Origin of the sequence: Yersinia similis, from assembly GCF_001053095.1 — a bacterium.
GTDB classification, from domain to species: Bacteria; Pseudomonadota; Gammaproteobacteria; order Enterobacterales; family Enterobacteriaceae; genus Yersinia; species Yersinia similis.
In genome coordinates this window covers 166,670-188,469 of the sequence record NZ_CGBP01000001.1, presented here as the reverse complement: position 1 = coordinate 188,469, position 21,800 = coordinate 166,670, and the positions used below count along the sequence as shown (strand labels likewise).

The window sequence follows — 21,800 nt, the reverse complement described above, 5'->3', positions numbered from 1 at the left end:
CATGCAGGCGCTTTTGGGCATTGATATCGGCACCTCGGGCTGTAAGGCGTTGCTGATCGGTATCGACGGTGCGGTGATCGCCGCTGATACCGCGAGTTACCCATTATCTCAACCCCAACTCGGTTGGGCTGAGCAGGACCCTGAGCTGTGGGTCGAGGGCGCGCGTCGAGCCGTGGCGGGAGCACTGGCCAAAGCGCCAACGCTGGAGTTGCTCTGCGTGGGGTTATCCGGGCAAATGCATGGGTTGGTGTCACTTGATGTCGCGCATCAGGTGCTGCGCCCAGCAATCCTCTGGAACGACCAACGCAATAGCGCTGAGTGCGAGCAGATTACCGATGTGGCGGGGGGGCTAAAAGGATTATTGGCGGCGACTAACAACCGAATGCTGGTGGGTTACACCGGCGGCAAGATTGTGTGGATGCAGCAGCATGAAGCTGAGCTCTTCTCTCGTATGACCACCGTACTGAACCCCAAAGACTACTTGCGGCTGCGTTTGACGGGGGAGGTCGCCACTGAAGTTTCGGACGCCTCAGGGACCGGGCTTTTCGATGTACGCACACGCCAGTGGGCGAGCGATCTTATTGATAAAGTGGGGATTGACCGCGCTTTACTGCCACCCGTATTTGAATCGCAAGTGATCTCTGGCCAAGTCTCTGCGGTGGGGGCCGAACTGTTCGGTATCCCCAAAGGCACGCCCGTTGCCGGTGGTGGTGGTGATGCAGTGATACAGACCTTCGGTTCCGGTGTGATCGCACCAGGTGAGTTACAGACCACCATCGGCACGGCGGGCATCCTTGCGGCGGCATTGGATACGCCGCAGGCGAACCCAGACGGGCGGTTACAGGTTTTTTGTAATGTTGCTGCTGACAAATGGCATTGCATGGGGGTCTCGCTGAACGCTGGCGGCGCGATGAGTTGGTTTCGTGACACGTTTTATGTGGGCGGTGTTGGCGTTAGTGCGACAGTTCCTTCTTTTGATCAGACCGGACCTTCTTTCGATCAAATCACGCCTTCTTTTGAGCAGATCGTTGCTGAGGCGGCAGCCAGCCCGGCAGGGGCGCGCGGTCTGCTGTTCTTACCTTATCTGAATGGTGAACGTTGCCCTCATCCTGACCCTGCGGCGCGCGGTGCCTTCATTGGTCTGACAGCCTGCCATGATCGCGGCGATGTGGTGCGTGCCGTGATGGAAGGGGGGGTCCACGCCCTCGTGGATATGCACACCTTGATGAAACCATTGGGCATTGATGGGCGGGTCGTGAAAACTTCCGGTGGGGGGGCGCGTTCGGCCCTATGGCGGCAGATGCAGGCAGATATTTTCGGCTGTGATGTCCTCACCACGGAAGGTGCTGCTGAAGGGGCCGCATTCGGTGCCGCATTGGTTGCGGGGGTGGCTATCGGTGTTTGGCCCGATGCGGCGAGCGCGGCGGGGAGTTGCCGTATTATCACGCGCGAACAACCCGATCTTGCAACGGCGGCGGTGGTTGCTGAGGCTCAGCGCATTTACCGTACTCTTTACCCGCTGCTGAGAGGAACCTTCGCAGAACTTGGCGACTCCACCTTTATGTAGTCATTATCAGGAGTCTGCTTTATGCCTGTTTATTCTGCATTTATTTTCGATCTTGATGGGACGCTGATCGACAGTGCTCCGGATATCACTAAGGCTCTGAATGTTGGCTTTGCGTTGAACGACTGGCCGGAGCTTGATACGGCTTATGTTGAGAAATTCATTGGTAATGGGCCACAGAGATTGATTATCGATATCCTTGAGAACCTTAGGATCGCCTATAACGAGGTTACGGAGCAGCGCGCTTTTGATGGTTATTTACGCGCTTATTTGGATGCTCCCGCAGAGCACACGCACTTTTTCCCCCATGTGCATGAGGATTTGGTTTCGCTGTGTGAAGCGGGTATTCGCTTAGGGGTCTGTACCAACAAAAATCATGCGGTAACCTGCAAGGTACTGGATCAACTTGGTTTGTCATCATTGTTCGACGTTGCGCTGGGCGCGGATGCGGTACCGGTGTGTAAACCCGATCCAAGGCATTTGCTGGCGGTGGCCGAGGCGATGAGTCTGGCTGCGGGTACGTGGGCCTATGTCGGCGATACGGAGGTCGATCAACACGTTGCCGAGGCGGCGGGTGTGCCGTTCTTTGTCGTCCCTTGGGGCGGCGGGTCTAACGTTGAGGTCGCGCAGGAGCAGCGCTTGAATCGCGTGGCAGACCTGTTACAACGTAGTCCCCCTTAAATGAATGGGCGGCGCGAAGGTTATCTCCGTCACCGCTGCCGATAGCCCGCTGGCGCACGCCTCCGATGTGGTGATTGCGGTAAAACCCTACGATCATACTGAGCTTATGACGCCTCTGGCTTCACGGCTTAATCATCATCTGGTCACGAATATGTTGGTAACCGCTATCGTCATCGCTAGCGGTAGCCAGTTCCCCGATCAGTTGGCGGCGCTCGATTCATGGTTAACCGACAAGATTGCCCCGAAAAATGAGGGGCAAAACGGGCGCTAGAAACTGTATAGATAAGCCGTTAATAGATAGAACATTAATGGATAGAACGTGAACAGATAAAACGTTAATAGATAAACCACGTACGTAACAGGAGTCACGAATGAGCAATCAGCAGAATGACGCCAAGAGAGCTGCCGCGCGTCGGGTGATTCAGGATTTCGTGTTCGACGGCATGACGTTGGGGCTGGGTTCTGGTACCACTTCGCATTTCTTTGTGCGCGAACTGGGCCAGCATGTTGCAGAGGGCTTGCAGCTAACCTGCACCACAACCTCTCGTTCGACGAGCGAGGTGGCGCGTGAAGTGGGCATTGAGTTTACCGATCCGAATGATATGAATGAGATTGATCTGACCATCGATGGCCCAGATGAGATCGACCATCGGTTCAACATGATCAAGGGCGGTGGGGCTTGCCTTCTGTGGGAGAAAATTATCGCCCATGCCTCGAAGCAGATGATCTGTATTTGTGATGAGACGAAAATCGTTGATTGCCTGGGCCAATTTCCGCTGCCAGTCGAAATTGTCCCCTTTGCCTGGAAACAGACCGAGCGCAGGGTCGTGCGGGTACTCGCTGAGCAGGGGCTCCATCATGTGCCGATTATTCGGCGCATGGGAGGCGGGCACCCCGTGGTCACTGACAGCGGGAATTTTATTCTGGATTGCCATTGCGGGGCGATTATCACGGCCCCTGAACTGCTGGAAATAGAGCTTAATCGCATTCCAGGAGTGGTTGAAAACGGTCTTTTTACCCGTGAGGCCGCCGGTATGGTGGTTGGCTGTTTTGACGGTTCCTCCTACGTTCAACTGCGATAATCACGGCCTTCTTCGACGCTGTCGTGAGTCGCGTCAGCTTGGATCCAAAAGAGCAAGAGAGAGTATCACAGCATGCACACATAAAATTGGAGATAACCCATGACAAAAGCAAAGCAAGCGGGCGTGAGCCGACGCGGTCTGTTGGTTGGTGGCGCGGCACTGGGGCTAGGTATGGTGATTGGACGAGGTGCATTGGCACAAAATCGCCTTTTGATCCCTTACTCGAATAAAAGCCTCGATTACTACTTTTTTGTTATTCAGGAAGAATCAGTGAAACGCGCCGTTTTGGCACGTTCGGGGGAATTTCAGGCGACTAACGCCAATTTTGACAACACCCGCCAACTCGAACAGTGGCAAAGCTTACTGTTGTCCCGCCCGTCAGCGATTATTTCGGACCCCATTGATAGCCAGGCTATTGTCTCTGCTATTCGGCGCTACAACCGGCAGAAGATACCTGTTGGCATCATCGATACACCCGCAGACGGTGGGGATGTGGCGATTACCGTCAGCTTCGATAATTTTCAAGGTGGCGTAATGGCGGCGGAAGAGATAGTCAAGCGCCTGGTCAACCGATATGGCAGCCCGAAGGGAACGGTGCTGAATTGTTATGGCGCTCTGGCCTCAGTAGCATGGCGCTTGCGTAAAGAGGGGATGGATTCCGTTTTCGCCAAATATCCGGGTATCACCTATTTAGTTCGCCCTACCGATGGTCAGCTCGAAAAAATGCTTTCGGTCACCTTGTCCACGCTGTCGGAATACCCCGATCTCGATGCCGTTCATGCCCCTTCGGATTCACCCTCTCGCGGTATTGTTACCGCGCTGCAACAAAAAGGCCGCTGGAAGAAGATAGGAGAGGACGGACACGTCATCTTCGTTAACATTGATGGAGAACCTATTGCGCTGAAATGGATTCAGGACGGCTATATGGATGCCTGCGTATCTCAGGATCCGGTGGCCTATGGCGAGATTGCCGTCGATATGATCGTCAAACACGCGTTGAAAGGTGAGGCTGTACCGTTGGGCACTTATCAGGACAAAAAATACTTCTGGGAATCGGGCGAAATTGTCCAAGGCAAGACTGGCCCAACACTGATCATTCCGGCTTTCGTGATCAATAGTGACAATGTGCAGGACCCGCGTCATTGGGCCGCGGTGGCAGAGAAAACATGGGGCATCCCCTATACCTGATCATCTCGCGGACCCAATCGTTTCGTAGGCCCAGATCAACATCGAAGAGGGGGAACGGTTGCTCCGACATTTATCCGGCAAGGTGAGGGTGAGAGAGCAATAGGTTTTTACACTCAATATGGCCTTACACATAATATGGTCTTATACATAACATGGTTTACACATATTACGGTTTTACACATATTACGGTTTTACACACATTATGATTTTACACACAGTGCGCGACGGGAAGGCGGCGGATGACCCGATTCTAAGGATCGAGAATATCAGCAAAAACTATGGTCCGGTACAGGCCTTGTGCGGCGTGACGACTACGATCCGGCGCGGCGCTATTCACGGACTTCTTGGCGAGAATGGTGCCGGAAAATCAACGCTGGTAGGGATCATCTCAGGGCAGGTCACGCCGACCTCCGGGCGGATATTTATGGATGGCCACCTTCTCGAAAATGTTGATGTTAAAGCGATGGAGGAGGCAGGCGTTTTTCTGGTCACGCAGGAACCGATGATTATCGACAAGATGACCACCGCAGAGAATCTGATGCTGGGGATCTGGCCGACTAAAAACGGTTTTATCGATTGGAAAGTATTGCGATCCGATGCGGTACGGATACTTGATGGGTCTGGTATCAATGCCAGTACCCTTGCCGGGCATCTGGACGTAGTCGCACAGCGCAAATTGAATATTCTGCGGGCCATGTTCTCCGGGGGCAAAGTCATCATTCTTGATGAACCCACCGCCGCGTTGACCGTCGCTGATCGGCGGCAATTATTTGATTTCATGCGGCGGTTACAAGCGGCGGGTGTCACCTTTATCTTCATTTCACACTACAACGACGAAATTCTGGCGATCTGTGATGCGGTCACGGTATTACGTGATGGGCGTCTGGCGGGGGGCTCCGATGATGTCGGATCGATGACCTCGGTAGAGCTGAGTGAGCGGGTGATTGGGCGGGGGCTTGAACTCTTCCAGCGTATACGGCGTGATTACACCGGTAAACCGCCCGCAGTTTCGCTACGAGGGATACAGGGGAAGTCACTGTCGTTGGAAAGCCTTGACATTGGACCGGGCGAAATCGTGGGGTTCACGGGGCTGCCGGGGGCGGGTGCAAAGGAAAGCGCACGTGCCATTTTTGGCTTGCATCCGGCCAGTGGCAGCATCTCAATTAACGGTGAGGCCGTGCAAGCTCTGCCGAAAAGGCCACGCATGGCCTTCAATATTGGCATTGCTTATCTTTCCGATGACCGCCGTCGGGAGGGCGTGGTTGGGCAAATGTCGATCGGGGCCAATATTGCACTATCTTCTTTGCTCTCGCGGGCGAAATGGGGGGTGATTGATCGCCGGGCTGAAGCGTTGGTCATCGCACACTATTTCGCGGCAATGGGCGTGAAGGCGCTCAGCCCCGATTATGCGGTGAATACCCTCAGTGGCGGCAATCAACAGAAAGTCTGTCTGGGCCGAGTGTTTGCGACCCAGCCTCGTCTGCTGATGGTTGATGAGCCGACACGCGGCATTGATGTAGGCGTCAAACAGGACGTGCTGCGCATTATTGATAAACTGAGTGATGCTGGCGTCGCAGTGATCATCGTTTCGACCGATATGGATGAATTGGTGCGCTCAGTTGATCGGGTCTGCATTTTCGAACATGGCGCTATCAAAGAGATATTGAAGGGAAATGACATCACCGTCGAACGTCTGCGGGCATCTGTGCAGGCATAAAGCCACGGGATAATAACCAGATCGGAGAGAGGGAAATGGATAAGGCAACCGAGACCCGCAGTGGGGTAGCACCCACCGCGAGCAAGCTCAACGGCCAGGCCATGCTGGGCTGGGTTTTACACCATATTGTCTGGATCTGGCTGATTGCATTGGTCGTCATCTTCGGTGTCTTCAACGAATTTTTCCTGACGATATCCAATCTGCAAAACGTGATGGTGCAGGCCACGGTTTTGGGAACCTTAGGTCTGGCGGTGGCACTGCCGCTGCTGGTGGCTGAGATTGACTTGTCGATTCCGGCAAATGCGGGTTTCTCGGCGGCGGTGGGGGCGCTGGCTTATGCCGAACTGGGGCTGCCGTGGCCTATTGCAGCATTAATAGGTTTACTGGTTGGCACATTTATCGGTTTCTTCAATGGGGTGTGCATCACCCGATTGAAAATGGTCTCGCTGATAGCAACGTTGGCGATGATGATTATTATCCAGGGCGCGCTGTTGGCACTGACACAGGGCAAGACCCTGACAAACTTTTCTGAAGGTTATATTTGGATTGGCCAGGCGACCATCGGGGGGTGGCCCCTGATGCCAGTGGTGTTTCTTCTGGTGCTGGCGGTGATGGGGGCGGTGCTGAAGTATACGGTGTTAGGCCGTTCGATCTATGCCGTCGGTGGTAATCCTGTTGCGTCAAACTCCGCCGGGATTCGGGTCGCGCGGGTCAAAATTATTGCTTACACGATTTCAGGGTTCCTTGCCGCACTTGCTGGCTTTTTGTTGGCATCGTGGCAGATGGCCATCACCTCGAACCAAGGTTCGAGCTATTTGCTCTACGCCATCGCCGCGCCCATTATCGGCGGCGTCAGTGTTTTTGGCGGACACGGTAATGTCAAGGGGGTGCTGGGCGGTGTGCTGCTGCTGACGGTGATCCAAGTTGGCCTCGCCATTGTCAATGTCCCTTCGTTCTACGTCGGCATGATTGGCGGGGTGATCATTTTTATCGCTGTTGCCATTGATGCTTTCCGGATCCGTTACTTCGGATAGCCCCTGCGACCCGCTAATCTAATTTTCTACTCACTAATCCAATTACTCACTAATCTAACGTGTTACTCATAAGGATGATAAAACCGTTTACTCAGCCATAAATCAATCGAATGGCGGCTGGCTTCAAAATGTGGCTCAGGTAAATCACGTGGGTTGCACCAGCACCATTGCTGACACTTTGCGGGTTCCTTCAGCTCCGGTTGCCCACCAAGGTGTTGCGCCAGTAGACAGACGGATACCGTATGTTTACCTTCCTCACGCCAGGTCGCGATGTTATTGCATAATGCGACTACCTGCACTTCATTGATATTTAACCCTGTTTCTTCAAAAACCTCGCGTCGAGCCGCCTGCTCAAAGGACTCTCCCACCTCCAGATGACCGCCGGGAATTGACCAGTAGGGGGCATGTTGGCTACAACGTTTCCCCAGCAGTACTTCGCCTTGTTGATTCACGATAATGACCCCAACGCCAACCGTAACAGACATGGTATTTACTCCTTTTTAAATAACATCAGCAACCGTCAGCTGGTGTGATGGTTTTACTGATGACAAACGCCTATTCACCATGAAAATGTGCGGAATGTCAAAAATCCATTAAGAATAGACGCGGAAAACTTGCATATATTGTGAACCAGAAACACAATAATTGAAACGTTTCAGCGTTATCGCGTCACCAGGGGAGAAAGGGTCACGCGCCTTTTTCGCATTAAAGCTGAAACGATTCAATTCTAGCAAGAGAGGCGACTTATGTTTCAGCTATCTACGCAAGACATTCATCTTGCTGCGCAAGCAGACAATAAAAATGCGGCGATCACTCAAGTCGCGGCTGCATTAACTCAAGCGGGTTGTGTGACTGCCGCTTATGTTGACGGCATGTTGGCCCGTGAGCAACAAACCTCAACGTATCTGGGCAACGGTATCGCCATTCCTCATGGTACCACTGATACCCGCGACCAGGTGCTGAACACCGGTGTACAGGTTTTTCAATTCCCACAAGGCATTGAGTGGGGCGCGGACCAAACTGCTTATATTGTTATCGGCATCGCTGCCCGTTCTGATGAACATTTGGCGCTACTGCGTCAGTTGACGCACGTACTCAGCGATGATGCGGTTGCGGCACGTCTGGCTAAAACCACTTCAGCTGAAGAGTTACGCAGTTTGCTAATGGGTGAGCAAAAAACCGCGGAATTCCATTTCGATACCTCACTGATTGCGTTGGATGTGGCGGCAGACAACCTGATCACACTGCAAGCACTGAACGCGGGCCGCTTGCAACAAATTGGCGCGGTTGATGCCCGTTTTGTCAGTGATGTCATTACTCATGAGCCACTGAATCTGGGGCAGGGTATCTGGTTGAGCGACAGCACTGAAGGTAACTTGGTCAGTGCGGTCACCGTCAGTCGCCCGGCTACCGCATTTGAACACAAGGGTGAAAAAGTGGCTTTGTTGCTGACCCTATCTGTGGCAGATGATCAGCCGTTGACTGTGCTGAACTATTTAAGTGAGCTGTTGCTAGCGCAAAAAGCTGACGTCTTGCTGAACGCAGATGCCGCTGCACTGCTGGCACTGTTGACCAGCGAATATGTTGAACAGAGTAAAGTATTAAGCGCTGAGTTCGTTATTCGTAATGATCACGGGTTACATGCGCGCCCAGGGACGATATTAGTCAATACAATCAAACAGTTTACCAGTGAAATCACCGTGACCAATTTGGACGGCACCGGTAAGCCCGCAAATGGACGTAGTCTGATGAAAGTTGTGGCTTTAGGGGTTAAAAAAGGGAATCGCCTGCGCTTTACTGCCAGCGGTGAAGATGCACAAACCGCACTGGATACCATCGGTGAAGTGATTGCCGCCGGTTTAGGCGAGGGGGCAGCATGAGCAGAAGAGTCGCGACTATCACACTGAACCCCGCGTATGATCTGGTGGGTTTTTGCCCTGAAATCGAACGCGGTGAAGTCAATCTGGTAAAAACCGCCGGTCTGCATGCGGCAGGTAAAGGGATCAACGTTGCCAAGGTACTGAAAGATTTGGGGATTGATGTCACGGTCGGGGGCTTCCTCGGCAAAGATAATCAGGACGGTTTCCAACTGTTATTCAGTGAGTTAGGGATTGCCAACCGTTTTCAGGTGGTACCGGGCCGCACTCGCATCAACGTTAAATTGACCGAGAAAGATGGCGAAGTGACCGATTTTAACTTCTCCGGTTTTGAAGTGACCAAACCAGATTGGGATCGTTTTGTTACTGATTCCCTGAGCTGGCTGGGGCAATTCGATATGGTCGCAGTCAGCGGCAGTTTACCTGCGGGTGTCAATCCCGATGACTTTACTGACTGGATGAAACGTCTGCGTTCCCAGTGCCCATGCATTATTTTCGACAGCAGTCGTGAAGCGTTGGTTGCAGGGCTGAAAGCGTCGCCGTGGTTGGTGAAACCCAATCGTCGTGAGTTGGAAATCTGGGCAGGGCGTCCGTTGCCTGCATTAGGTGATGTCGTGGAAGCCGCTCACGCACTGCGTGATCAGGGCATTGCCCATGTGGTGATTTCTCTCGGAGCCGAAGGGGCGTTGTGGGTCAATGCGTCCGGCGCATGGTTGGCAAAACCGCCAGCCTGTGACGTGGTCAGCACAGTGGGAGCCGGTGATTCAATGGTTGGGGGCTTGATTTATGGCTTGTTGATGCGTGAATCGAGTGAGCACACGCTGCGTTTGGCCACCGCCGTCGCCGCTTTGGCCGTCAGCCAGAGCAATGTCGGCATTACGGATCGCCCGCAATTGGCAGCCATGATGGCAAAAGTAGACTTGAAACCTTTTAATTAATCTCCGGAGGCGAAATGAAAACGCTACTAATAATTGACAGTTCGCTCGGGCAGGCCAGAGGCCATCTCGCGACACTGATGCTGGGTGCTGCGGCAAAAAAAGCAGGATTGAGCTGGGTTGAGAAAGCCGCTGACGCTGAACTGGTGATTGTCGCGGGGTCATCCGCCCCGGCTGACAGTACGTTGAATGGCAAAAAAGTCTATGTAGGGGACGTGGAAAAAGCGGTTCGCGATCCTGACGGTTTTCTGGCACAGGCTATCGCGCAGGCGGCACCTTATCAGGCCGTGGTCACCCCTGAGCCAACGTCAGTGGCTGGCCCTAAACGTTCTGTCGCTGGCCCTAAACGTATTGTAGCAATTACAGCTTGTCCGACTGGTGTTGCTCACACCTTCATGGCGGCTGAAGCCATCGAAAGTGAAGCGAAAAAACGTGGCTGGTGGGTGAAGGTTGAAACCCGAGGTTCCGTTGGTGCAGGCAATGAGATTACGCCAGAGGAAGTGGCTGCTGCTGATTTAGTGATTGTGGCTGCCGACATCGAAGTAGATCTGAACAAATTTGCGGGCAAACCGATGTACCGCACCACTACCGGTCTGGCACTGAAGAAAACAGTGCAAGAATTGGATAAAGCGCTGGTCGAAGCTGACGTTTATCGGCCGAAAACCAGTAGCAGTGCGGCGAGTAAGAAAACAGAGACCGGAGGCCCTTATCGCCATCTATTGACGGGTGTGTCTTACATGCTGCCAATGGTGGTTGCAGGGGGGCTGTGTATCGCCCTGTCCTTTGTCTTTGGTATTGAAGCATTCAAAGAGAAAGGTACGTTGGCCGCAGCATTGATGCAAATCGGTGGTGATTCTGCATTTGCTTTAATGGTGCCAGTGTTGGCGGGCTTTATTGCGTTCTCCATTGCTGACCGTCCAGGTCTGACGCCGGGGTTGATTGGCGGTATGTTAGCTGTCAGCACGGGGGCGGGCTTCCTTGGTGGCATCATTGCTGGTTTCCTGGCGGGTTATGTCGCGAAAGCCATCAGTACTAAATTGCATTTGCCACAGAGTATGGAAGCGCTTAAACCGATTCTGATTATTCCGCTGGTTGCCAGCTTGATCGTTGGTTTAACGATGATTTATATCGTCGGTACGCCAGTAGCAAAAATTATGGCGGGCTTGACACATTGGTTGGAGTCCATGGGGACGGCAAATGCGGTACTGCTGGGGGCTATTCTCGGTGCCATGATGTGTACCGATATGGGCGGCCCGGTGAATAAAGCGGCCTACGCCTTTGGTGTGGCGTTGCTGAGTTCTTCAGTTTATGCACCGATGGCAGCGATTATGGCGGCGGGGATGGTTCCACCGCTGGCAATGGGTTTGGCAACCCTGTTGGCCCGTAATAAGTTCGACAAAGGAGAGCAGGAAGGGGGCAAAGCCGCGCTGGTGCTGGGGCTGTGCTTTATTTCTGAAGGGGCGATCCCGTTTGCTGCTCGTGATCCGATGCGTGTCTTGCCGTGCTGTATTGCCGGTGGCGCATTGACGGGGGCGCTGTCTATGGCGTTTGGTGCGCAGTTGATGGCACCACACGGTGGCCTGTTTGTCTTGCTGATCCCAGGGGCTATCCATCCAGTACTGTTATATCTGGTGGCGATTGCTGCGGGTACCCTGCTAGCGGGTGGTTTGTATGCAATGTTGAAGCGGCCTGATGCTATGGTGATGAAGGTCGCGTAACTGACAATGTGCCAGCAGTGCAGAGGATAAGCAGCAAGTAAAGACGCCAGCTTCCCTGCATAAAATAGCTGCCCTGGTGCTTGAGTTGCGCCATTTCTAGCACGGACGCTTTACTCTTCTGCCTACCCTCACCGTTCAAGGGCGAGTCATCGGGGGTTGTCAGCAGTCTGAAATGCCAGTCAGTTAATTCTGACTGGCATTTTTTATGGGTGTTATAAAATTAGTCTAATTTTAATGAAATATGAAAATAAAAGGCAGTTAATATTTTTTTTGTTAAATTATTAAGATAATAATCTTAATAAAGAGGTTATTGACAAAGTGCCCGCGACGGAGAGAACAGGCAGATCGTAAAGACGCCGGCTTCCCTGTATAAAAATAGCCTTCCCTGGGGGCTCGAGCCGCGCCATCCTTGGCGCGGACTCTTTACTCTTCTGCCTATCCTCACCGTTCAAGAGTGAATCATCGGGGTTTGTCAGCAGTCTGCTTAATAAGACTTAATCTTGTGTTGGGTTGACTTCTGTTTAAATATTGTTTAGGTTCTGTGTGTAAAATTTTTCCAATTAAGACTCACTTATGGCTGTTGAGCCGTCCTAATATTCTGAAGTCCAGATCAGGGGAGGTGAGGGGAAATGAGTCACTGTGTTATTTTAAATAAATTAGAAAGTGTGTTGATAATTGGTGGTAATAGATATGCTTTATCCAAGAATGAGGTACTGCTGTTAGAGTGTCTTTATTTACGTGCCGGTGATGTGATCTCCCATGATGAATTACTGGCAACCTGCTGGCCTGATCGAGTCGTTTCCCCAATATCACTACCGGTTGCTATTAAACATATCCGTGATGTATTCCGTAAAATAACCCGAAGTGAGGTAATAAAGACATATAAGAATGAGGGCTATAGCTACCAAAATGATAGCGTGCTAATTATTATTGATGATGGTAGCGCCGAAAAAGAGAGTCATAGTGCTGCATATACCAGAAAAGAAAAACCAGATATACCAATAAAACACGTTGAATTACGAATACTTTCTCACCTGAATTCAACCTTTTTTATCGCTATTATGATGATCATAATCATCATATTCTTCATGGTAGGGGATAATAATATTATCTCATTTGTTGATAGTGATACCAATAGCATCATTATAACGAATATTACAACCAAGATGAATAGTGCAACGGCAGGATTACCTAAAGTAAAGAATAGTATGATATTTAAGGACGATTTTGGGTTGGTCATTATTTGTGATAAATCGGAATGCAAACAGCAATGAAAGAAAAATCACTTACTCTTATATCTATAATATTTATGGTTTTCTTATTTTTAATCTATAACTGTAATAATTTATTGTTTTATTCTGAAGTGAAGTATGGCGATCTCCATGAACATTTTGATTTAAAAATGCAAGGGGTGAAATTTAACATCTCACATTATATCGTTGATGATAAGTCCCAGTTGGTGATTTCAGAGGAAATATATGGTATTGGTTTTAAAATGCCAACGGGGAAGTACTACCTATTCCCTCTTCATTCATACCAATCATCCCCTAATAATATGGCCAGAGGATCGCTGAAGTCATTGGCATCTCCGTTGTCTTTATATATCTATGAAATACATAATAAAAAAAATAACGTTGTCGCATTTTTTAATGATAATAGAGGGTTTATTAATGTCAATGGAGAAACGATCCACTTATCTTCACTGTTTCTCGGGGTACAAGGGGAACATATCCATACGTCCTATCATGATGTTAGTTAGTTATTTTATCTATTAGCTTTCTATTTTAAATGACATTTTTAAATAATAAATGTGGAATATATCTATATTGGTGGGGTTAGCACCATTTTTTACTACTTCGGTACTATGCTCATCATTATTAATAATCTTTCATACAGATAATAATCAACTAAGGTATGAGGATTCTTATCATGATAGGTAGTGAAATTAAATCGTTAAATGGAATTGGATTATCTTCTGGGGTTAATCTTAACTTTATTATTTAAAATTTAATCATTAATAATTTAAAAAAGCAAAAAGTAGTTTATATGATAACGCTGTTGGTGGTGATGGAGAGTTGCAGAAAATACAGTAGGGCGACATTGGTGTTGCGAGAAAATAGGATTTATTTTCTCTACAGGTCTGTGACTGTGACTGCGTTATCAATATAAATATATTAATTTATAATGTATTTACATTAAATTACCCAACATCACTACCAACATATTCTATGCTATGTCGTAATAGTAATCATTACATTAAATGGAGACTATTCTCATGAAAATGAAATGTTTTGCAAAAAATGCGCTAGCGGTTGCCACATTAATGATCGCTGCTTGTGGTATGGCAAACGCTTCTATTGTCATTAACACCAAGGATGTTTCTGGTGAGGTGACTGTCAAGCAGGGAAACACATTCCACGTCGATTTTGCGCCTAGTACAGGAGAGATTTTAGCGGGTAAACAGCCGGGTGATGTCACTATATTTACGCTAACTATGGGTGATACTGCACCACACGGTGGTTGGCGTTTGATTCCAACAGGGGACTCAAAAGGTGGATATATGGTCAGCACTGATGGTGACTATGTTGGTTTATACAGTTATATGATGTCATGGGTAGGTGTAGATAATAACTGGTATATAAATGATGACTCTCCTAAAGATATAAACGATCATCTTTACGTTAAGGCAGGGACTGTCCTTAAACCAACGACTTATACATTCACAGGTCGTGTTGAAGAGTACGTGTTTTAAATAATTAGGAATCATAGAACATGATGGCTTGCTGTCATGTTCTATGTATGTTTCTGTTATTGATATTTTATTGTAAGTTTAATTTTAAACCCACAATAAAATATCATGATAATGTGGGATATTGAAAGTGAACAATGTGTTTTTTTACGTTAATAAAAAAATTTTTTATTATATGGCATCAATGGTTGCATTAATAATGTGTTTGCCTAATGCTTATTCAAAAGATGTTGTTGTCAATGCGACCAGGCATCTTTTTACTGTGAAAATAGGAACGACGCGGGTTATTTACCCTTCATCTTCGACGAAAGGGGTATCCGTATCGGTGGCTAATCCACAGGATTATCCAATACTGGTACAAACCCAGGTTAAAGGTGAAGATAAGATGTCTCCTGCTCCTTTTATTGTTACCCCTCCTTTATTCAGACTTGATGCCGGGTTGCAAGGGCGTGTGCGTGTTATTCGCACCGGTGGGAAATTTCCTGAAGATCGTGAAGCGTTACAATGGTTATGTTTGACGGGGATCCCACCTAAGAACGGTGATGCTTGGGATAATACGCAAAGTAACTCAAAAAATTCATCCCCGTCTGTGGACATTCAAATGTCTATCAGTACCTGCATAAAATTATTAGTCAGACCCGATAAACTTAAAGGCGACCCGTCGGATAGTGCAGATTCATTAACTTGGAAGTATAACGATAAATATTTGGAAGTTAACAATCCAACGCCATTCTATATGAATCTTTATTCACTCCATATTGGTGATGAAAATGTCAGTTTATCTGATTTAGGTTCAAAGGATAAAATAAAAAATAGCAGCTATGTTCCACCATTCTCCTCTAGGGATTTTATTATCCCGAAAAAAATCAAAGGTAAGCCAACAGAGATTTCCTGGCAAGTGATTAATGATAATGGTGGCGTGAGTCGGGAGTTTAAAAGCACGGCCCAGTAAGTTTCTATTTATATTTTTCAGAAAATACCTGAGGTATTATTTTGAAAAAATTAATAGCTCAATTTACTACTATTACTCTATTGATAAGCACTTCATTTTTAGCGGGTGCCCAGAGTTATTCTTTTGATCCCAACCTGCTAGTGGATGGCAATGACAACGTTGATACATCGTTATTTGAACAGGGTAATCAATTACCGGGCACCTATTTGGTGGATATTATCCTGAATGGTAATAAGGTGGACTCTACAAATGTGGCCTTTCATTCAGAGAAATCGCCATCTGGAGAGTCTTTCTTGCAATCTTGCTTAACCAAGGAGCAACTATCCCGCTATGGTGTTGATGTTGATGCCTATCCTGAGTTATCTCCGGCATTAAACAACTCACAGACAAACCAGTGTGTCAATTTGGCCGCTATCCCCCAGGCCAGTGAAGAGTTCCAATTTTATAATATGCAGTTGGTACTTAGTATTCCACAAGCGGCTTTACGGCCTGAGGATGAAGTGCCAATAGAACGCTGGGATGATGGCATTACGGCTTTTTTGCTGAACTACATGGCAAATATCAGTGAAACCCAGTTTCGTCAAAATGGTGGATATCGGCGTTCACAATATATCCAGTTATACCCCGGTTTAAATTTTGGGGCGTGGCGTATTCGTAATGCTACCAACTGGAATCAATCTGGTGATCGGGGCGGTAAATGGCAAAGTGCTTATACCTATGCCACTCGCGGGATTTATCGTTTAAAGAGCCGGGTGACCTTAGGGGATAGTTACACTCCAGGTGATTTTTTCGACAGTATTCCCTTTCGTGGCGTGATGTTGGGGGACGACCCTAATATGCAGCCTGGTAACCAGCGGGATTTTATACCGGTGGTGCGTGGTATTGCCCGTAGTCAGGCGCGGGTGGAAATCAGACAAAATGGTTATCTGATTTATAGTACGGTGGTGCCGCCGGGGCCGTTTGAACTCTCTGACGTGATCTCGAGTAAATCAGGCAGTGACCTACATGTTAGGGTGCTGGAAAGTAACGGGGCATCGCAGGAATTCATTGTGCCTTATGAGGTGCCAGCCATTGCATTGCGCAAAGGGCACTTGCGATACAGTCTGGTGGCAGGGCAATATCGCCCCGCCAATGCCGATGTTGAGACGCCTCCGGTCGCTCAGGCAACCATCGCCTACGGCCTGCCGTGGAACTTGACCGCATTTATCGGTGAGCAGTGGTCGCGGCATTATCAGGCTACCTCTGCCGGATTAGGGGTGCTATTGGGGGAGTATGGCGCGTTGTCATCCAGTATCACGCAGGCAACCAGTCAGTATCACCATCAACAACCGGTTAAAGGGCAAGCCTGGGAGGTTCGATACAACAAAACCTTACAAGCTTCTGATACGTCGTTTTCATTGGTGAATAGCCAATACAGCACTAATGGTTTCAGTACGTTATCTGATGTATTACAAAGCTACCGGCATAGCGGGAGTGGCGGTAATCGCGATAGTAGCGATAAAAGTGACGAATATCCTCGTTCAAGGAATTTGCGTAACCAAATCAGTGCGGTCATCGGGCAGTCATTGGGCAAGTTTGGCTACCTGAATCTTAATTGGTCCCGGCAGGTATACCGTGGCCCAATTCCGGCTAAGAATTCGTTGGGAATACACTACAACCTCAATGTCGGTAATAGTTTTTGGGCACTGAGTTGGGTGCAAAATGCGAATGAGAACAAGAATGACAGGATATTGAGTTTGTCTGTCAGTATTCCGCTGGGAGGTAATCACGATACTTATGCTGCCTATAGCATGACATCTTCCAACGGGAGCAATGACCATGAGATAGGAATGTACGGCCAGGCATTTGACTCTCGATTAAGTTGGAGTGTGCGTCAGGCAGAGCATTATGGTCAACCCAACTCAGGGCATAACAGCGGCTCACTCAGATTGGGTTGGCAGGGGGCTTATGGCAATATCGCGGGAAATTACTACTACACTCCGAGCATACGTCAGCTATCTGCTAATGTTTCCGGGGGGGCAATCATCCATCGGCATGGGCTGACATTAGGGCCACAAATCAATGGCACATCTGTGCTGGTTGAAGTACCGGGCGTCGGCGGGGTTGCCACCACAGAAGATCACCGTCTGAAAACGGATTTTCGCGGTTACAGTATTGTACCGAGCATCTCCCCTTATCAGGAACACGATATCGTGTTGGAAACCACCGACTTACCACCTGATGCGGAGGTGACAAAAACAGATACCAAGGTCTTGCCAACCGAGGGGGCGATTGTTCGTGCCAGTTTTAGCCCACAAATCGGGGCAAAGGCGTTGATGACTATCACCCGCGCTAATGGCCAAACTATTCCGTTTGGTGCGATGGCGAGCTTGGTTAATCAGTCGGCCAATGCAGCCATTGTCGATGAAGGAGGGAAAGCCTATCTAACCGGGTTACCGGAAACAGGGAAGTTATTGGTGCAATGGGGTAAAAATGCGGGCCAACAATGCCAGGTGGATTACCAGCTCTCGCCAGCGGAAAAAGGTGATGCCGGGCTGTATATGCTCAGCGGGGTATGCCATTAAAGGCATCCGCAATGATACACAACCCGACAGGTTTACTGGCGGGTATTTTTTACGTTACAACGATGGCTAAACCTCTGCCTGTGATTTCAGCCAGGCTATCTCTTCGGCCCAGATATCCATATTCACCGTTTCCAGAATTAATGGGATATTATCGAAACGTGGGTCGCGCATAATATAGCTGAACACGGTTTTGCCGATATTGCCTTCACCCAGGCTGTGGTGGCGGTCAACCCGGCTGTTAAATTCGCTTTTCGCATCATTAAGATGCATACCACGGAGATACTGGAAGCCGACGATATTGCCCAGTGCCGCGAAGGTGTGCTCACAATCCTCTTCAGTCCGTAAATCATAGCCTGCGGCGAAAGCATGGCAGGTATCAATACAGACGCCGACGCGGCTTTTATCTTCCACTCTTTCAATGATGGCGGCTAAATGTTCAAACTTAAAGCCCAGGTTACTGCCCTGACCTGCGGTGTTCTCAATCACCGCAGTCACGCCTTCAGTGGTGTCTAACGCGATGTTGATCGATTCGGCAATTCGCGCCAAGCATTGGTCTTCATCAATTTGCAGTAAATGGCTACCGGGATGGAAGTTCAGTAATGATAGCCCTAGTTGCTGGCAACGAACCAACTCATCGATAAAGGCTTCACGGGATTTTTCCAGTGCTTCGGTGACTGGGTGCCCGAGATTAATCAGGTAACTATCGTGAGGCAGAATTTGTGCCGAGGTATAGCCGTACTTCTCACACGCGAGTTTAAATTTCTCAATCACGTCTTCCGCTAAAGGGGCGGCCCGCCATTGACGTTGATTCTTGGTAAACAGCGCAAAGGCCGTGGCCTCAAGTTCATGCGCTCTAATTACCGCTTGATCTACACCACCCGCTGCGCTGACATGTGCACCGACAAATTTCATTCCATTCTCCTTTGATAACCCGGCCATTATGGCATTGATAGGGACATGATTGAATGGGATAAGCGGTGAAGGGAAGTAAGGGCCGCGGATACGGCCCTCAAACGGTCTGTTTTAGCCTATGATGTTTTGCACAAGTGGGATGATTTACACAAGTGCGATATGTTGCACAAATAAGTTGATACCAGTTCCACCTACCAATAACCAGATGAACAACAACAGGGCCAGTAACAGCGGTTTCACCCCGGCTTGTCGGATGGAACCAATGTGCGTGGTTAACCCCAGCGCAGCCATTGCCATGGCCAACAGAATAGTATCCAGCGTAATCAAATGATTAACCCATGCTGCAGGCAACAGATTCAGTGAGTTAAAACCCGCCATCAGAATAAATATCACCGCAAACCACGGGATAGTGATAGCGCTTTTCTCACGTTTTTCACCGCTTGTTTTTATGCGGCTACGGCCCAGATAGGCGGAAAGTAGCAGCAGGAACGGTGCCAACATCATCACGCGGATCATCTTGGTGATCACCGCCGCATTTTCAGCATCAGGGCCAATAGCATGTCCGGCAGCGACGACCTGAGCCACTTCATGGATGGTCGAACCGGCGAAAATACCAAATGTCTCTTGGCTGAAAGGCAACCATTGATAATGCAGGTTTAGCTGATACAACCAAGGGTAAACAAAAATAGCCAGCGTACCGAAAATGACCACGGTGGCAACGGCAACCGCCACTTTACTGGCATCCGCTTTTAATACGGGTTCCGTGGCCATAATGGCGGCGGCACCACAGATGCTACTACCGGCTCCGATCAACATCACTGTTTGCTGATCCAGATCAAATACCCGCTTGCCCAGCCAACACGCCAGTATAAAGGTGGAGCTTAGGGTCAATAAATCGATCACCATCCCGGTCGCCCCGACATCAGCCACTTGCTGAAAAGTCAGGCGGAAACCGTACAAAATGATCCCTAGCCGCAGTAAATACTGTTTGGCATAGACCACACCATCAGAACAGACTGGTTGTAGCCATGGGTACAGCGTATTTCCCACGATAATGCCGAATAGAATAGCTAGGGTCAGCGCCCCCAGCCCCATATTGATAAACCACGGCATATCGCCCACGTTAAGGGCTACGCCGGTAATCACACCCGTTAACATCAAACCCGGAATATAGCGGATCATCAGAGTAAACAGCTGAGGGCGGGGGAGTTCTTTTGTCTGAGAAGTCGCCATGTGACCTCCTGTTTGCAATGAATATGGGCATAGTTTAACGATATTGTTTTAATAGATAAATTCATTATATATTTATATCTTATCAGTATAAGTGGTAATGCTGCGTGCGGGATTATATTTTGAGCGGTATCAGATATCAGCGAATTCAGTAAAAGGTAGGCGAGGGGCGCATCACTAATGACCGCGGAATGTGGATTTTTGCTATGAAAAAACCAGCTATGAAATAGCCGTTGTGGGTGAGATGACCCTGTAAATAAGTCTGTGTAACCGCGGCCCTTATTTATTGTCGCATTTCTGCTTATTTGTCCGCTTATTTTTTCAAATTATATAATTTATATCCTTTCTATATAGTTCCTTGGCGACATGTTAATCCCTTTAAAATAGAACAAGGTATGGCATCCTATTAAATATTTAGCTGTTTTTTGGCTATATGGTTTATTTTACATGCACTTATCATTATTCTTTCGGCTATTCCGTATCATTTATTTTTAACATTCAATGATAACGAATTGCATTGAATGGTCTGATTTTATCTACCACCCCCCCATTTTTACTTAAAGGTGTTAGTCTTATACGGTGATTGAGGCTATATACTCACCTCGTCAATAACCGCGTCCCCCTTGATTACTGTTCCCCTTTATTACTACAGAGAGTGTTATGCATATAACCTTGCGTCAACTCGAAGTCTTTACTGAGGTGCTAAAAAGTGGCTCAACGACCCAAGCCTCCGTGGTACTTGCGCTTTCACAATCGGCAGTCAGCGCAGCATTGGCGGATTTAGAAGGGCAACTTGGGGTGCAGCTTTTTGACCGCGTGGGTAAGCGTTTAGTCACGAATGAGCATGGGCGATTGCTTTATCCCAAAGCGTTGGCATTACTCGATCAGGCCATCGAAATCGAACAGCTTTTCTTACACGATTTGGGCGCATTACGCATCGCCGCCAGCAGCACTATTGGTAACTACATGCTACCGGGGATGATTGCCAAATATCGCCGTGACTTCCCCGGTACACCTTTAGAGCTGAATATCGGTAATAGCCAAGATGTGATCGAAGCTGTCGCCGACTTTCGCGGTGACCTTGGTCTGATTGAAGGGCCGTGTCATATGCCCGAATTAGTTACGCAAAATTGGCTACGAGACGAGCTAGTGGTGTTTGCTGCCCCTGATAGCCCCTTATGTCATAAGGCGCTAACGTTAGTGGACCTTGCTGATGCCGACTGGATTTTACGTGAGCGTGGCTCAGGGACGCGTGAAGTCCTCGATCATTTACTCTTGGCACAATTACCACACTTTAAATTAGTGATGGAGTTGGGTAACTCCGAGGCAATAAAGCGCGCTGTTCGCTACGGGATGGGGGTCAGTTGCCTCTCGCGGCGGGTGATTGCCGATCAACTCGCCAGCGGTGAATTGGTCGAGCTTAATATTCCTTTACCGCCTTTAATTCGCACGTTGTATCTGATCCATCATCGGCAAAAACATATCTCTAACGCTTTGCAGCGCTTTCTTAGCTATTGTCAGGAAGAATAGTAAAATGCGCCACTGCAGCAGTGTGTGCGACGTGTTTTATGCTGATGACATGCTTTATCTCGGTAAA

At 48.9% G+C, this 21,800-nt stretch carries 19 protein-coding genes; 16 read left to right on the top strand and 3 right to left on the bottom strand.

Annotated features, from left to right (window positions below):
• The first annotated feature begins 1 nt into the window (after window position 1).
• The 7 genes from xylB (at window position 2) to AC971_RS00730 (ending at window position 7,266) form a co-directional block, all read left to right on the top strand.
• Complete coding sequence (gene xylB / locus AC971_RS00760) at window positions 2-1,567, top strand: xylulokinase (RefSeq protein ID WP_025383222.1); 1,566 nt, start codon at window positions 2-4, stop codon at window positions 1,565-1,567.
• Window positions 1,568-1,588: 21 nt separating this feature from the next.
• Window positions 1,589-2,245 (top strand): HAD family hydrolase, encoded by a 657-nt coding sequence (locus AC971_RS00755; RefSeq protein ID WP_025383223.1) that lies wholly within the window; start codon window positions 1,589-1,591, stop codon window positions 2,243-2,245.
• 4 nt (window positions 2,246-2,249) lie between these two features.
• The gene (locus AC971_RS00750; protein WP_025383224.1) at window positions 2,250-2,516 is read left to right on the top strand and encodes a MurR/RpiR family transcriptional regulator; all 267 of its coding nucleotides are present in this window, start codon (window positions 2,250-2,252) and stop codon (window positions 2,514-2,516) included.
• Between the two features lie 100 nt (window positions 2,517-2,616).
• Complete coding sequence (rpiA, locus tag AC971_RS00745) at window positions 2,617-3,327, top strand: ribose 5-phosphate isomerase A (protein WP_025383225.1); 711 nt, start codon at window positions 2,617-2,619, stop codon at window positions 3,325-3,327.
• A 99-nt stretch (window positions 3,328-3,426) separates the two neighbouring features.
• Window positions 3,427-4,515 carry a sugar ABC transporter substrate-binding protein gene (locus AC971_RS00740; RefSeq protein ID WP_025383226.1) on the top strand — a complete coding sequence of 363 codons (1,089 nt, stop codon included), beginning with the start codon at window positions 3,427-3,429 and terminating at the stop codon, window positions 4,513-4,515.
• Between the two features lie 202 nt (window positions 4,516-4,717).
• Window positions 4,718-6,232, top strand: a complete 1,515-nt coding sequence (locus AC971_RS00735; protein WP_025383227.1) for a sugar ABC transporter ATP-binding protein — start codon at window positions 4,718-4,720, stop codon at window positions 6,230-6,232.
• Window positions 6,233-6,267: 35 nt separating this feature from the next.
• Window positions 6,268-7,266 (top strand): ABC transporter permease, encoded by a 999-nt coding sequence (locus AC971_RS00730; RefSeq protein WP_025383228.1) that lies wholly within the window; start codon window positions 6,268-6,270, stop codon window positions 7,264-7,266.
• A 62-nt stretch (window positions 7,267-7,328) separates the two neighbouring features.
• Here the strand turns inward: AC971_RS00730 and AC971_RS00725 are convergent, their stop codons facing one another.
• Window positions 7,329-7,751, bottom strand: a complete 423-nt coding sequence (locus AC971_RS00725; protein WP_025383229.1) for a nucleotide triphosphate diphosphatase NUDT15 — start codon at window positions 7,749-7,751, stop codon at window positions 7,329-7,331.
• 261 nt (window positions 7,752-8,012) lie between these two features.
• Here AC971_RS00725 and fruB point away from each other — a divergent pair, with 261 nt between their 5' ends.
• The 8 genes from fruB (at window position 8,013) to psaC (ending at window position 18,061) form a co-directional block, all read left to right on the top strand.
• Window positions 8,013-9,146, top strand: a complete 1,134-nt coding sequence (fruB, locus tag AC971_RS00720; RefSeq protein ID WP_025383230.1) for a fused PTS fructose transporter subunit IIA/HPr protein — start codon at window positions 8,013-8,015, stop codon at window positions 9,144-9,146.
• Window positions 9,143-10,081 carry a 1-phosphofructokinase gene (gene fruK / locus AC971_RS00715; protein WP_002208798.1) on the top strand — a complete coding sequence of 313 codons (939 nt, stop codon included), beginning with the start codon at window positions 9,143-9,145 and terminating at the stop codon, window positions 10,079-10,081. The genes fruB and fruK overlap by 4 nt, the downstream gene beginning before the upstream one ends.
• A gap of 14 nt (window positions 10,082-10,095) precedes the next feature.
• A complete protein-coding gene (gene fruA, locus AC971_RS00710; RefSeq protein ID WP_025383231.1) occupies window positions 10,096-11,796 on the top strand; it encodes a PTS fructose transporter subunit IIBC in 1,701 nt (566 codons plus the stop codon).
• Between the two features lie 629 nt (window positions 11,797-12,425).
• On the top strand, window positions 12,426-13,070 hold the full coding sequence (locus tag AC971_RS00705; RefSeq protein WP_025383232.1) for a winged helix-turn-helix domain-containing protein: 645 nt from the start codon (window positions 12,426-12,428) through the stop codon (window positions 13,068-13,070).
• The gene (locus AC971_RS00700) at window positions 13,067-13,555 is read left to right on the top strand and encodes a PsaF/MyfF family fimbrial adhesin regulatory protein (protein ID WP_025383233.1); all 489 of its coding nucleotides are present in this window, start codon (window positions 13,067-13,069) and stop codon (window positions 13,553-13,555) included. The genes AC971_RS00705 and AC971_RS00700 overlap by 4 nt, the downstream gene beginning before the upstream one ends.
• A 516-nt stretch (window positions 13,556-14,071) precedes the next feature.
• Window positions 14,072-14,548, top strand: coding sequence for a MyfA/PsaA family fimbrial adhesin (locus AC971_RS00695; protein ID WP_025383234.1), 477 nt, complete (start codon window positions 14,072-14,074; stop codon window positions 14,546-14,548).
• A 127-nt stretch (window positions 14,549-14,675) separates the two neighbouring features.
• Window positions 14,676-15,497 carry a chaperone protein PsaB gene (gene psaB / locus AC971_RS00690; protein ID WP_025383235.1) on the top strand — a complete coding sequence of 274 codons (822 nt, stop codon included), beginning with the start codon at window positions 14,676-14,678 and terminating at the stop codon, window positions 15,495-15,497.
• Window positions 15,498-15,580: 83 nt separating this feature from the next.
• A complete protein-coding gene (psaC, locus tag AC971_RS00685) occupies window positions 15,581-18,061 on the top strand; it encodes a fimbrial usher PsaC (protein ID WP_038402615.1) in 2,481 nt (826 codons plus the stop codon).
• Window positions 18,062-18,127: 66 nt separating this feature from the next.
• On the opposite strand, the gene nfo is transcribed toward psaC, so the two are convergent.
• Both nfo and AC971_RS00675 read right to left on the bottom strand, forming a co-directional pair.
• Window positions 18,128-18,973: a deoxyribonuclease IV gene (gene nfo, locus AC971_RS00680; RefSeq protein WP_025383237.1), complete on the bottom strand. Its 846-nt coding sequence runs from the start codon at window positions 18,971-18,973 to the stop codon at window positions 18,128-18,130.
• 144 nt (window positions 18,974-19,117) lie between these two features.
• Window positions 19,118-20,206, bottom strand: a complete 1,089-nt coding sequence (locus tag AC971_RS00675; RefSeq protein ID WP_025383238.1) for a YeiH family protein — start codon at window positions 20,204-20,206, stop codon at window positions 19,118-19,120.
• 657 nt (window positions 20,207-20,863) lie between these two features.
• Here AC971_RS00675 and yieE point away from each other — a divergent pair.
• Window positions 20,864-21,733, top strand: a complete 870-nt coding sequence (yieE, locus tag AC971_RS00670; protein WP_025383239.1) for a DNA-binding transcriptional regulator YeiE — start codon at window positions 20,864-20,866, stop codon at window positions 21,731-21,733.
• The last annotated feature ends 67 nt before the right edge of the window (window positions 21,734-21,800 follow it).